Here is a 12,424-nt window from a genome sequence, read left to right as displayed (position 1 = left end):
CCTGGGGATCCGGGGGAGGAACAGGTTGGGGACGGGTCAGGCCTCCCGTCCCCAATGGGGGGGCGAGGCCCCTAGACCCCTGCTTGTCGTCGGAGCCCCGGCGCCCTCCCCGGGCATCGCCGTCCGATGCCCGGGGCCCGGGCCGCATCGGTCAGAACACGAAGACCGAGCCACTGCCGGCGTTCATCGCACAGGAGTTGGCGAAGGTGTAGGTGTACGACACTCGCTTGCCCTGCCACACGCCGTCCGCGGTGACCACTACCGGTGCCCACTCCTTGGTGCACACCCGCCCCGACGTGGTGTTGGTCACCGCGCCGAAGTCGCCGGCCACCGCGCGTAGTTGGGCGCAGGCGGCCTTCGGGGCCGGGTGGCTTCCGGTCGCCACCGGCGTACAGCTGAGCGTCACCGCGCGCTGCACCGTGGCGGTCGCGCGGCTTTCGCCCTGACCGACGGTCAGCACCAGTTCGGACGGCGCGTAGAGCCCACCGGACCGCGCGGGCTGCGCCGGGGCGGCGACGGCCTGTGCGGTGGTGGCGAGCGTGCCCAGAACCAGCGCCGCGCCGAACGCGACCGCCCCAGTGATGTACCGCATGAAGAACACTCCCTTGTGCTCGAAGGTGCAGATGCCGGACCGGAGTCTGGCCCAACCGCGCACCGAAAAGCACCCTGATCGTGCATCAGGCGATCGCTTTGAGTCGTTGAATGAAAGCTGAGGGTAATGGCGCGAAACGAGTCGGAGGTGGACGAAGGGGGGCGGGTTGACCGGTGTGCGGCCAGCGGGGATGCCCCGCCCGTCATGCTCGTGGCATGAGCCGTTCGTGGCCGGAAGGGAGGAATCCGGCCGCCGACCGGTCGTTCGGGAGGGTTTCGATCTCCGTCGATTGGCCGAAGAGGGGGGCCGGAGGCGGCCTCCGGGCAGCCCGGCGCGCCGGCCGGGGTAAGAGGCGCCCCGCCCGGGGCCGGCTTACCCCTCCGGCCGGTGCCGCCTCACCCGTCCCCGATCCGGCATCTGCTCGCCCGCCCCGATCCGGGTCGGCTCACCGGTCGCCCGGCCCGTGCCGCCCGCCCGTGCCCGCGCTCAGGCCTGCCCGGTCTCGAAACGGCTCACCTTGCCGTCCGCCACCGTGAACGACCAGCGCGTACGCATCGCCCCCCAGGTGTCGTTGCGGTAGTTCGCCACCAAAGACCGTCCGCCGTCCGACTCCGACTCCACGTCCATGTGCCCGCGCGACCCGAAGATCTCCCGGTCGGACCACTGCCGCAGATCCCGGTCGGAGCCGTCGTCGGACATCGTCGCGTCGGGCGTGAGCGCGGCGAAGAACGCCTGCTCGTCGTTGCTGTTGATGGCGGTGACCAGGGCGCGCACCGCGGGGTCGGACAGCTGGTCGGCGGGGATGGTCATGGCGGGGCTCCTTGGCTGTGAGCGGGGTGTGCGGCCTTTGGTCCGGGCTTGCGGAAGACGGAGAGGATCAGGGTGAGCGCGGTGCCGGCCACCGCCCAGGCGGAGAGCACCAGCAGGGGGCAGGTCACCGCCTCGCCGTGGAAGTAGGCGAGCGAACGCGCCGTCCAGGTGCCCGCGCCCGGGGGGAGGGCGGGGCCGATGGCCCGCCAGAACGGGGGCAGCAGGGGGTAGGGGTAGGCGCCGCCCGCGCTCGGGTTGCCGAGGACGACGATCAGCAGGATCGCCAGGCCGATGCCGACGATGCCCAGCAGGGCCTGGCAGGCCAGGGTCGTGGCGCCGACCGCGAAGACGACCAGCGCGCCCAGGCCCCACAGTCCGAAGAAGGTGCCGGGCAGCGCGCCCAGGACGGGCCCGACGACGATCGTGCCGGCCAGCCCGGCGGCGATCGCGTACACGGCCAGCGCGGCCAGCCGGATGACCGCCCGGTGCCCGTTGGAGGGGCGTGCCCCGGCGCTGATCGCGAGGATCGCGGCGCACAGATAGCCGCCGACGCACCAGCCGACGACGAGGTAGAAGGACGACAGGCTGCGGGCGTCGTCCCGGTCGGCGGGGGCCACGTCCACCGTGCGTACGGTGCGCCGCTCGGCCTTCTCGGCCCCCCGGACGACCAGTTCGACCGCCTGGGAGAGGGAGGCTCCGCCGCCGCTCGCCACCAGGAGCCGGTCGGTGCTGCCGCGCGGGTCGACGATCAGCGCGCCGTCGATCGTCCGGTCCTCGAGCTGGCGCCGCGCCGCGCGTTCGGACGCCGCCGGGTGCGGGTCCAGCGGTGAGCCGGGCAGGCGGTCCAGTTTGCGCACCAGCTGTCCGGCGGCGGGCGGGGGAGCGACCACGGCGAACGGCACGTCGACCGGCTTGGGCCGGTGGAAGGCCCCGGCGTAGGACGCGATGAACGCGATCATCAGGCCCAGGACGCCGAGCACCAGCAGCGAGGCGTGCGGGGTCACCGCGCTCTTCACCTCCCCGAGGAAGGTGGTGCGGGTGCCGTCCTCCGTCGTGGGCATGCGTCGCTCCTCGCCACACCTGTGCCGCCGTTATGAGGCTTTTGCTCCTACATCTTCCGGTTGGCGGCGAGGGTGCGCAGAGCGGGTGGGGCTGATCGGCGGACGACGGGAGGCGGCCCCGGCGTGGCGTTCGTACGAATGTTCGATGTCCGGGTTATGGTGGAGAGGAGGAACGAGGGACACAGGGTCGGCCAGGGGGCGGATGAGGTGCAGGAGGTGTGGATGCCCGGGTTCACGCATCTGCACACCGCTTCGGGATTCTCCCTGCGCTACGGCGCCTCCCATCCGGAGCGGCTCGCCGAGCGCGCCGCCGAGCGCGGCATGGACGCCCTCGCGCTGACCGACCGGGACGGGCTCTCCGGCGCCGTACGCTTCGCCAAGGCCGCCGCCGAGGCCGGCATCCGCCCGCTGTTCGGCAGTGAACTCGCCGTGGCGGAGCGCGCGGCGGACCCCGTGGCCGGCGCGGCCACCGCGCGACGGCGCACCCCGGTGCGCGGCGGCGCCTTCCTCGACGAGTCCGCCGCCCGTGCCGTCTTCCTGGCCCGCGACGGAGCGGCCGGCTGGGCCGCCCTGTGCCGGCTGGTCTCGGCCGCCCACGCGGGCCGGGCCGAGCAGCCCGTCCTCCCCTGGAGCGCCCTGGAGTCCGCCCCGGCCGGACTGACCGTGCTGCTGGGACCGGACTCCGAGGTCGGCCGGGCGCTGGCCGCCGGCCGCCCGGACCGCGCCGCCCGGCTCATCACCCCCTGGCGGGAGCTGTACGGCCGGGCGCTGCGCCTGGAGGTCGTCGACCACGGCCGGTCCGGCGGCGGCCCCGGCTCCTCGCGGCTGGCCGCCCGCACCCTCGGCTTCGCCGTCGACCAGGGCGTCCGTGCCGTGCTGACCAACGCGGCCCGCTACGCCGACCCCGGCCAGGGCCCGGTGGCCGACGTCCTGGACTCCGCCCGCCGCCTGGTGCCGGTGGACCCGCGCCGCCCCGAGGCCCTCGACGGCGGTGAGCGCTGGCTCAAGGACACCGCCGCGATGAGCCGCGTCGCCGAGCGGGTCGCCGAGGCGGCCGGCTTCCGGCGCGGCCTGGCGCACCGCCTGCTCGCCATGACCGAGGAGACCGCGGGCGAGTGCCTGGTGGACCCGCAGGACGACATCGGGCTCGGCCGGATCCACTTCCCCGAGCCCCGGCTGGTGGGCGCGGAGCACCGCACCGCCGCCCGGGTGCTGCGTTCGCGCTGCGCCGCCGGCATGGTGCTGCACGGCTACGACCGCGACCGCGGGCGCTGGGCGCGGCTCCACGACGAACTGCGCACAATCGAGCGGCTCGGCTACCCCTCGTACTTCCTGACGGTCGCTCAGGTCGTGGACGACATACGGGAGCGGGGTATCCGGGTCGCGGCCCGCGGGTCCGGCGCCGGGTCCCTGGTCAACCACCTCCTGGGCATCGCGCACGCCGACCCGGTCGCGCACGGGCTGCTGATGGAGCGCTTCCTGTCCGAACGGCGGGCGGCGCTGCCGGACATCGACATCGACGTGGAGTCCGCCCGCCGGCTGGAGGTCTACCGCGCGATCTTCGACCGCTTCGGCGCGGAGCGGGTCGCCACGGTCTCGATGCCCGAGACCTACCGCGTACGGCACGCCGTACGGGACGTGGGCGCCGCCCTGGGCATGGACCCGGCGCGGGTGGACCGGCTCGCCAAGGCCTTCCCGCACATCCGCGCCCGCGACGCCCGGGCGGCGCTGGCCGAGCTGCCGGAGCTGCGCGGGGTGCGGGAGGCCGGCACCGAACGGCTGTGGCGGCTGGTCGAGGCGCTGGACGCGCTGCCGCGCGGGATCGCCATGCACCCGTGCGGGGTGCTGCTCTCCGACGCCACGCTGCTGGACCGCACGCCCGTCGTGCCCACCAGCGGCGAGGGCTTTGCGATGTCGCAGTTCGACAAGGACGACGTGGAGGAGATGGGGCTGCTCAAACTCGATGTGCTGGGCGTGCGGATGCAGTCCGCGATGGCGCACGCGGTCACTGAGATCGGCCGGGCCACGGGGCGCCGGCTCGACCTCGACGACCCCGCGCAGGTGCCGCCCGGCGACCCGGCCACCTACGACCTGATCCGCTCGACCGAGACCCTCGGCTGCTTCCAGATCGAGTCGCCGGGCCAGCGCGACCTGATCGGACGGCTGCAGCCGGCCACCTTCCACGACCTGGTCGTCGACATCTCCCTGTTCCGCCCGGGGCCGGTCGCCGCCGACATGGTGCGGCCCTTCGTCGAGGCCCGGCACGGCCGCAGGCCCGTCCGCTATCCGCACCCCGACCTGGAGGAACCGCTGCGCGAGACCTACGGGGTGGTGGTCTTCCACGAGCAGATCATCGAGGTGCTGCGGATCATGACGGGCTGCGCGCGGGACGAGGCGGACGAGAAGCGGCGCGCGCTGTCGGATCCGGAGCTGCGGGGCCGGGTGAGCGCCTGGTTCGCCCGGTGCGCCGAGCGGCGCGGGTACGCCTCCGAGGTGATCGCCCGCACCTGGGAGATCGTCGAGGCCTTCGGTTCGTACGGCTTCTGCAAGGCGCATGCGGTGGCCTTCGCGGTGCCCACCTACCAGTCCGCCTGGCTCAAGGCGCACCACCCCGCGGCCTTCTACGCCGGGCTGCTCACCCATGACCCGGGGATGTATCCCAAGCGGCTGCTGCTGGCGGACGCGCGGCGGCGCGGGGTGCCGGTGCTGCCGTTGGACGTGAACCGGTCGGCGGTCGCCCACCGGATCGAACTGGTGTCCGACGGGGAGGGTCCCCGCGGTGTGTGGGGGCTGCGGCTCGCCCTCGGTGACGTCCACGGCATGAGCGAGGCCGAGGCGCAGCGGATCGAGGCCGGGCAGCCCTACCGCTCCCTGCAGGACCTGTGGCAGCGGGCCCGGCCGTCCCGCCCGGTGGCCGAACGCCTCGCCCGGGTGGGTGCGTTGGACGCCTTCGGCGCCAACCGCCGCGATCTGCTGCTGTACGTCGCCGAGCTGCACCATCACGGACGGCAGACGTCCGGCGGCCAGCTGACGCTGAGCATGGCGCAGGAGGCGGGGGCCGCTGCGGGCGGAGCCGGGAGCGTGGGGGAGGCCGACCCGGTCCAGCCGGTGGGGCTGCCCGACCTCGACGACGTCGAACGGCTCAGCGCCGAGCTGGGCGTCCTCGGAATGGACGCCTCCCGCCATCTGATGGCCGACCACCAGGAGTTCCTCGCGGAGCTGGGCGTGCTGCCGGCCCGGCTGCTGCGAAGCGCCGGGCACGGCGAGACGGTGCTGGTGGCCGGCGCCAAGGCGGCCACCCAGACACCGCCGATCCGCTCCGGCCGCCGGGTCATCTTCACGACCCTCGACGACAGCACGGGGCTGGTCGACTGCGCCTTCTTCGAGGACAGCCACGAGGCCTGCGCGCACACCGTCTTCCACTCCTGGCTGCTGCTGGTGCGGGGGACGGTCCAGCGGCGCGGGCCGCGCAGCCTCAGCGTGGTCGGCGCGGCCGCCTGGAACCTCGCCGAGCTGGCCGAACTCCGCCGCGAGGGCGGCCTGGAGGCGGTCGCCGCCCGGCTCGCCGAGGGTGCGGACCGTCCCCCGGCCCCCGTCCGGGAGGGGGCGCCGCCGACGGCCGGGACGGCCGAGGAGTCCGGCGCGGAACCCGGCAGGGAGACCGAGGCGGCCGGCGTCCCGGGCCGCACCATCCGGCTGGAGACCGGCTATGAGCTGCACCCCTGGGCCGACCTCCAGCCCCCGGGTGAACGCGCCGCCACCGGCCGCAAGTTGTGGCACTCCAGCCCGGGGAGCGCGGGATGAACGCCCCCGGTCCGGAGCCCTCCGGCGCCGCGCGGCCGCCGGGCATGCTCCATGTACGGTTCGGGGCCGCCGGCGACGCCCCCGTCGGCGCCGCGGAGTTCGAGCGGCTGCTGGCACTGCTGGCGCAGTTCACGCCGATGATCGAGGCGCTGCCGCCGGACGCCGCGCTGGCGGACGTCCGCGGCGCGCTGCGCTACTTCGACCGGGACGCGGCGGGTATCGCCGAGCTGGTCCGGCTGCGCGCGCTGGCCTGGCACGGTGTGCGCTGCACGATCGGGATCGCCGCCAATCCGCTGCTCGCCCGGATGGCGGCCCAGGGGGCGGCGCCCGGGCAGATCCGGGTCGTCCCCGACGACGCCGCGGCCGTCGCGGCCTTCCTCGACCGCCGGCCGGCGTCGGCGCTGCTCGGCGTCGGCCCGGCGACCGCGCGCGCCCTGTCCGCGTACGGGCTCGACAGCGTCGGCCGGATCGCCGCCGCACCGCCCGCGACCCTGCAGCGGATCCTCGGCGCGAAGACCGGCCGGATGGTGTACGAACGGGCCCGCGGCATCGACCCGACACCGGTCGTGCCCAATGCCGCGGCCCGCTCGATGGGCGCCGAACACCGCTTCGCCCACGACGAGCTGGATCCGGCCAGGCGCCGGCGGGCGCTGCTCTCGCTCGCCGACGGCCTCGGGGCCCGGATGCGCGCGAGCGGGCAGGTGGCCCGCGCGCTCACCCTCACCGTCCGCTACGCCGACCGCTCCACGACGACCCGCACCCGGCGGCTGGACGAGCCGACCGCTCACGGGCCCGCGCTGACCGGGGCGGCGTACGCGCTGCACGCCGCGCTCGGGCTGCAGCGGGCCCGGGTGCGGTCCGTGGCACTGCGCGCCGAGGACCTCTGCCGTGCCGAACTCGCCGCCCACCAGCTGACCTTCGACCCGTCCGACGACAAGGCGCACCGCATCGAGGCGGCCGTCGACCGGGCCAGGGCGCGCTTCGGCACCGGGGCCGTACGTCCCGCGGCCACCCTCGGCGGAGCCGGCCGCCGGCCTCAGTCGTAGAGCCGCTCCGCATACCGCGGGCCGTAGTGCTCCATCAGCTCCTCCAGGGATCTGTCCTGGTCCTCTAGGCTCCTGACGATCCGGGCCCGCGAGGGCAGCGCGTCCGGCTGCCAGGTCTCCGGCTTCCACAGCTGCGAGCGCAGCAGGGCCTTGGAGCAGTGGTAGAAGACCTCCTCCACCTCCACCAGCAGCGCCAGCCGCGGGCGGTGGCCCTTGACCACCAGCGCGTCGAAGAACGGGGCGTTCCGCAGCAGCCGGGCGCGGCCGTTGATGCGCAGGGTGTCACCGCGCCCCGGAAGGAGGTAGTTCAGCCCGACCCGGGGATTGGCCAGGATGTTCAAGAAGCCGTCCGCGCGCTTGTTGCCGGGGCGGTCCGGGATCACCAGGGTGGTGTCGTCCAGGACGTGGGTGAAGCCGGCGGGGTCGCCCTTGGGGGAGACGTCGCACCAGCCCCGCGCGTCCGCGGTGGCCATCATGCAGAACGGCGAGCGCGCCAGCCACTCGCGGTCGAGGTCGTGCAGCCGGTGGCGGGTCTTGTTGGCGGCGTGGGGCGTGGGCTCGCCGATCAGCTCGCGCAGTTCCTCCTCCGACGAGACCTCCTCGATCCCGGCCGGGCCCGCCGTCCGTGCGGTCTCCATGTGCGCATCCCCCGTTCACTCCTTGGTCAAGGCATCACCGACTGTAGGCGAAGGGACTGACAGCCGCGCGGCCGCGGCACAGGGGTGAGGTGCGGGGCGCGGTGCGCGCGGGAACCCGCTGCCAGGAGATCTGGACATACGGTGAAGGTTCCGTGTTGTTTCCTTCACCGTCACACCGCTGGTCCACCCTGCTTACTCAGCCGTAACTTACTTGCCAGTCAACTGCGTTGGCCCTTGCGATCCGGATCGCAGGTGAACGGCTCACGGAGCACTTCGGAGTCCCCTCACCCCGCAAGGAGCATCGTATGAAGCTGCGCTGGTCACGAGCGCTCACCCTCCTCCCCGCCCTCGCCCTGGCCCTCGGCGTCACCACCGCCCCGGCCGCCGCCGCCCCCACGGTGAGCAGCGGCTGGAACAACTACTCCTGCAAGCCCTCCGCCGCCCACCCCCGGCCGGTGATCCTGGTACACGGCACGTTCGGCAACTCCGTCGACAACTGGCTCGGCCTCGCGCCCTACTTGGTGGCCCGCGGCTACTGCGTCTTCTCCCTGGACTACGGCCAGCTGCCCGGCGTCCCGCTCTTCCATGGCCTGGGCCCGGTGGACGCCTCCGCCGAGCAGCTCGCCTCGTACGTCGACCGGGTGCTGGCCGCCACCGGGGCGAGCAAGACCGATCTGGTCGGCCACTCGCAGGGCGGCATGATGCCCCGGGTGTACCTGAAGTTCCACGGTGGCGCGAAGAAGGTGAACGCGCTGGTCGGACTGGCTCCCGACAACCACGGCACCGACCTGGACGGCCTGACCCGGCTGTTGGACCTCTTCCCCGGCGCCAAGGACCACCTCGAAGGGCTGACCCCCGGTCTGACCGACCAGATCGTCGGCTCCGACGTCCTCAACCGCCTCAACGAGGGCGGCGACACCGTCCCCGGGGTGCACTACACCGTGATCGCGACGAAGTACGACGAGGTCGTCACGCCCTACCGGAGCGGTTTCCTCGACGGCCCCGACGTGCGCAACGTCCTGCTCCAGGACCTGTGTCCAGCCGGCCTCTCCGAGCATCTGGCCATCGGGCTCGCCGACCGCCTCGCCTTCCACGAGACGGCCAACGCCCTCGACCCGGCGCACGCCACCCCGACCACCTGCCTCTCCGGCTGACCGGAGCCGGCCCGGCCCGCCACCCGCGGGCCGGGCCGTCCTCTCCGGTGGCGCCGGAGGGGGCGGTCTCAGAAGTCCAGCAGCGCCTCGGCGCACTCCTCCGCCAGCTCCTCGGCGTGCGGCGGCAGTGGCGTTCCGCCGCGCAGATGACGGCGTACCAGCGACAGCGGCGCATCGACGACGGCGAGTGACACCCGGTCCAGGCTCTCGGTGCCGTGGACGCCCAGCGCGCCCGCGAGCGCCGCCAATGAGGCCCGCACCCGCATGTTCCCCTCGTTCGCGCGCCGCAGATGGTCGTCCGACCAGTCGTCCCGCCCGAATTCATGGGCGCCGTACAGCAGCAGCGCGGCCTCCTGCGGGTGGGCGCGGCTCCACGCCACGACGTGCCGGGCGGCCGCCCGGCCTCCGGCGCGCGGGTCGTTCGACGACTCCAGAGCCGTGAAGTACCCCTGCTGAAAGCCCTCGACGGTCCGCAGCCACACCTCGGCCAGCAGCGCCGAGCGGCCGGCGAAGCGGTGGTAGAGCGAGCCGCTGGGCGCGCCGACGGCCGCCGCGACCGCGGACATGGTCACGCCCGCCGGCCCGGATTCGGCCGCCAGCCGTACGGCGGCGTCGAGCAGCTGCGGGGTCTCGAAACGAGGTGGCCTGGCCATGTTCTAGAGGGTACTCTCCACTATATTAGAGGTTGATCTCTAGAAAGGTCTCTCTGAAACTCTCGCGGGGACGCGCCGGCGAAGCGTGCCGGCGCGCCGCGGTGCCGCAGCGGCGGACGGGGAGCCCGGAAAGGACTGCGTCCCATGGGCGTCTACAACGTGCACGAGCGGGAGCTGCCGGTGCCCGCGGCCGAGGCCGGCCTGCTGATCGACGGCCTGTCCGGTGACGGCGACCGCCTCTGGCCGCGCGGCGACTGGCCCCCGATGCTGCTCGACGGGCCGCTGGCGCCGGGAGCGGCCGGTGGCCACGGCCCGGTCCGCTACACCGTGACGGCGTACGTACCGGGCCGGTGGGTGCGCTTCACCTTCAGCGGGCCGAGCGGCTTCGACGGCTTCCACGAGTACACCGTCCATCCGCTCGCACCGGACCGCACCCTGCTGCGCCACACCCTCGCCATGCGTGCCCACGGCCTCGCCCGGCTCACCTGGCCGCTGGCCTACCGGCACTTCCACGACGCCGTCCTGGAGGACAGCCTGGACGGCGCCGAGCGGGCCTGCACGGGCACCGTCGCCCGGCCCGCCCGCTGGAACGGCTACACCCGCCTGCTGCGCCGACTGAGCCGGTGACCCCGAGGGAGCCGCTCCGCGGGCTCGTCCGGTGGGCCACGGCCGGGATCCGACTTCGATCCACCGGACGTCGCCCAGAGCCTGCCCGACGGGTCAGGGCCTAGCGCAGGCCCCGGCGCAGCATCAGAAAACCGCAGGCGGCGCACGCGAGCACCGCCGGGATCACCAGCAGCCATCCGGAGAAGGCCAGGACCGCCGCCGTCAGCAGCGAGCTCGCCACCACGCCGCACCACAGGGGAGTACGGCGCGGCAGCAGGACCAGCGCGGCGACCAGCCCGGCGAGGGTCACCGCCGCCAGGCAGGTGGCGGTGGCCCTCATCAGCAGGTCCAGGTCGGCGCCGCCCCACCCGGCCGCCGCCCCCACCGCCACGGCCGTTGCGCCCAGCACCGCGAGCGAGCGCCGCGGCACCTCGCCCGGCCCACCGCCCTTGGCCAGCAGGCGCGGCGCCGCGCCGTCCCGGCCCAGTGCCGCACCGAGCCGGGAGGCCCCGGCCAGGTACGAGTTGACCGCCCCGAAGGTGAGGAAGAGCGCGGCCGCGGCGGCCACCGGGCGGGCGGCGGAGCCCGCGCTCCGGGCGAGCAGTTCGGTCAGCGGGGTGTCGGTGCCGGCCGCCGCCGGGCCCAGCACACCGATCGTGACCACCGCGAGCCCCAGGTAGAGCACGGTGATGACGAGGAGCGTACGGCGCGTCACCCGCGGCAGGTCCCGCCGCGGATCGGCGAACTCGCCCGACAGGTGGCTGGCCGCCTCCCAGCCGGCGAACGCGAAGAACAGCACCGAGGCCGCCGACCCGACCGACGGCCAGCCGCCGGGCAGGAAGGGGGTGAAGTGCGCGGTGGACACCTGCGGCGCGGCGGTCAGCACCGTGCACAGCAGCACCGCCGCCAGCAGCCCGCCGAGCAGCAGCTGGACCCGGCCCGACATCCGCAGCCCGATCGCGTTGGAGACCAGCGATCCCGCCAGCACCGCGCCGGCGACGGCATACGCCCCCGCCGCTCCCCAACCGGCCGCGTCGGCCACGTACTTCCCACCGATCCAGGCCGCCGAGACGACGCCGATCGGCACCGCGCCGTAGAACCACCACCCCACCACGGCCGCGGCCCGCGGCCCGATCGCCCGGTGCACATACGTGGCCACGCCCCCGCCGTCGGGGAACCGCGCGCCGAGCGCCGCGAAGGAGGCGGCCACCGGCACGCACATCGCCAGCAGCACCACCCACGCCAGGATCGAGGCGGGGCCGGCCGCGGCGGCGGCCAGGGACGGCAGGGTCAGGACACCGGGGCCGAGCACCGCACCGGCACACAGCGCGGTACCGCTGCCGATGCCCAGCCGCCGTATATCCGCCCGTTCAGGGGCGGCAAGGGATGTTTCTTGTACGGTCACAGTCGCAGAAGGTAACCGTCTGCTTGATCGATATGCTCTCCGGCCGAATTAAATTCGGCCGGGGTGCCACCATGGTCTCCATGGACGACATTGATTCGGCGATTGTCCGCGAACTGCAGCGCGATGCACGGCAGACCAACCGCGAGCTGGCCCGCGTGCTCAACATCGCGCCCTCCACCTGCCTGGAGCGGGTCCGAGCGCTGCGCGCCCGCGGTGTGATCACCGGTTACCGCGCCAGGGTGGACCTGCGCGCCCTCAACCGCCCCGTACAGGCGCTGCTCACCATTCGCATCCGTCCCATGAACCGCGAGGTCATCGAGCGCTTCAAGACCTTTTTGACCTCGCTGCCCGAAGTGCTCAGCGTCTATGTCGTCGCGGGCGGCGACGACTTCCTGGTCCATGTCGCCGTCCCGGACGTCGACCGGCTGCACACCCTCCTGATGGACCAGGTCTTCAAGCGCCGCGAAGTCGTCGACTGCCGCAGCTCCTTCATCTACCAGCACGTCGCCAACGACATCGTCGAGCCGCTGCCCTGAACGGACCGTGACGGCGGGGGGGGGGGGGGGGGGGGCGGGGGGGGGGGGGGGGGGGGCTGGGGGGGGGGGGGGGGGGGGGGGGGGGGGGGGGGGGATGGGGGGGGGGGGGGGGAGGGGGA

11 protein-coding genes are annotated in these 12,424 nt (G+C 74.1%); 5 read left to right on the top strand and 6 right to left on the bottom strand.

From position 1 onward, the window contains the following. Positions 1-151: 151 nt before the first annotated feature. From AC0680_RS25490 to AC0680_RS25480, 3 genes are all read right to left on the bottom strand, one after another. Positions 152-592, bottom strand: coding sequence for a subtilase-type protease inhibitor (locus AC0680_RS25490; protein ID WP_478632822.1), 441 nt, complete (start codon positions 590-592; stop codon positions 152-154). A gap of 486 nt (positions 593-1,078) precedes the next feature. Then, positions 1,079-1,402: a nuclear transport factor 2 family protein gene (locus AC0680_RS25485; protein ID WP_384435834.1), complete on the bottom strand. Its 324-nt coding sequence runs from the start codon at positions 1,400-1,402 to the stop codon at positions 1,079-1,081. Beyond that, the gene (locus AC0680_RS25480) at positions 1,399-2,463 is read right to left on the bottom strand and encodes a DUF3533 domain-containing protein (protein ID WP_478632820.1); all 1,065 of its coding nucleotides are present in this window, start codon (positions 2,461-2,463) and stop codon (positions 1,399-1,401) included. The genes AC0680_RS25485 and AC0680_RS25480 overlap by 4 nt, the downstream gene beginning before the upstream one ends. Before the next feature lie 222 nt (positions 2,464-2,685). On the opposite strand from AC0680_RS25480, the gene AC0680_RS25475 reads away from it, so the two are divergent. Next, positions 2,686-6,267 (top strand): DNA polymerase III subunit alpha, encoded by a 3,582-nt coding sequence (locus tag AC0680_RS25475; protein ID WP_478632817.1) that lies wholly within the window; start codon positions 2,686-2,688, stop codon positions 6,265-6,267. Beyond that, positions 6,264-7,313 (top strand): DNA polymerase Y family protein, encoded by a 1,050-nt coding sequence (locus AC0680_RS25470; RefSeq protein WP_478632814.1) that lies wholly within the window; start codon positions 6,264-6,266, stop codon positions 7,311-7,313. Before AC0680_RS25475 ends, AC0680_RS25470 begins: the two co-directional genes overlap by 4 nt. Here the strand turns inward: AC0680_RS25470 and AC0680_RS25465 are convergent. Then, positions 7,304-7,951, bottom strand: a complete 648-nt coding sequence (locus AC0680_RS25465; RefSeq protein WP_478632811.1) for a pyridoxamine 5'-phosphate oxidase family protein — start codon at positions 7,949-7,951, stop codon at positions 7,304-7,306. The two genes, AC0680_RS25470 and AC0680_RS25465, sit on opposite strands and share 10 nt — an antisense overlap. 305 nt (positions 7,952-8,256) lie before the next feature. Here AC0680_RS25465 and AC0680_RS25460 point away from each other — a divergent pair, with 305 nt between their 5' ends. Further along, the gene (locus AC0680_RS25460) at positions 8,257-9,105 is read left to right on the top strand and encodes an esterase/lipase family protein (protein WP_478632808.1); all 849 of its coding nucleotides are present in this window, start codon (positions 8,257-8,259) and stop codon (positions 9,103-9,105) included. A gap of 68 nt (positions 9,106-9,173) precedes the next feature. Here the strand turns inward: AC0680_RS25460 and AC0680_RS25455 are convergent, their stop codons facing one another. After that, entirely contained in the window at positions 9,174-9,758 is a 585-nt protein-coding gene (locus AC0680_RS25455; protein ID WP_478632806.1) for a TetR/AcrR family transcriptional regulator, read from the bottom strand. Between the two features lie 144 nt (positions 9,759-9,902). On the opposite strand from AC0680_RS25455, the gene AC0680_RS25450 reads away from it, so the two are divergent. Beyond that, positions 9,903-10,385, top strand: a complete 483-nt coding sequence (locus tag AC0680_RS25450; protein WP_478632803.1) for an SRPBCC family protein — start codon at positions 9,903-9,905, stop codon at positions 10,383-10,385. Positions 10,386-10,485: 100 nt separating this feature from the next. Here the strand turns inward: AC0680_RS25450 and AC0680_RS25445 are convergent, their stop codons facing one another. Next, complete coding sequence (locus AC0680_RS25445; protein ID WP_478632800.1) at positions 10,486-11,769, bottom strand: APC family permease; 1,284 nt, start codon at positions 11,767-11,769, stop codon at positions 10,486-10,488. 80 nt (positions 11,770-11,849) lie between these two features. Between AC0680_RS25445 and AC0680_RS25440 the strand changes: the two genes are divergently transcribed. After that, on the top strand, positions 11,850-12,305 hold the full coding sequence (locus AC0680_RS25440) for an Lrp/AsnC family transcriptional regulator (protein WP_478632798.1): 456 nt from the start codon (positions 11,850-11,852) through the stop codon (positions 12,303-12,305). The last annotated feature ends 119 nt before the right edge of the window (positions 12,306-12,424 follow it).

It is taken from the genome of Streptomyces sp. NPDC043738 (assembly GCF_056436545.1).
Note: the sequence above shows the minus strand (reverse complement) of the source record. Positions and strands in the feature narration are given on the sequence as shown.

Bases quoted from the DNA above. Each gene is read 5' to 3' on its own strand.
- AC0680_RS25490 (WP_478632822.1), bottom strand. From the start codon at position 592: ATGCGGTACATCACTGGGGCGGTCGCGTTCGGCGCGGCGCTGGTTCTG.
- AC0680_RS25485 (WP_384435834.1), bottom strand. From the start codon at position 1,402: ATGACCATCCCCGCCGACCAGCTGTCCGACCCCGCGGTGCGCGCCCTG.
- AC0680_RS25480 (WP_478632820.1), bottom strand. From the start codon at position 2,463: ATGCCCACGACGGAGGACGGCACCCGCACCACCTTCCTCGGGGAGGTG.
- AC0680_RS25475 (WP_478632817.1), top strand. From the start codon at position 2,686: ATGCCCGGGTTCACGCATCTGCACACCGCTTCGGGATTCTCCCTGCGC.
- AC0680_RS25470 (WP_478632814.1), top strand. From the start codon at position 6,264: ATGAACGCCCCCGGTCCGGAGCCCTCCGGCGCCGCGCGGCCGCCGGGC.
- AC0680_RS25465 (WP_478632811.1), bottom strand. From the start codon at position 7,951: ATGGAGACCGCACGGACGGCGGGCCCGGCCGGGATCGAGGAGGTCTCG.
- AC0680_RS25460 (WP_478632808.1), top strand. From the start codon at position 8,257: ATGAAGCTGCGCTGGTCACGAGCGCTCACCCTCCTCCCCGCCCTCGCC.
- AC0680_RS25455 (WP_478632806.1), bottom strand. From the start codon at position 9,758: ATGGCCAGGCCACCTCGTTTCGAGACCCCGCAGCTGCTCGACGCCGCC.
- AC0680_RS25450 (WP_478632803.1), top strand. From the start codon at position 9,903: ATGGGCGTCTACAACGTGCACGAGCGGGAGCTGCCGGTGCCCGCGGCC.
- AC0680_RS25440 (WP_478632798.1), top strand. From the start codon at position 11,850: ATGGACGACATTGATTCGGCGATTGTCCGCGAACTGCAGCGCGATGCA.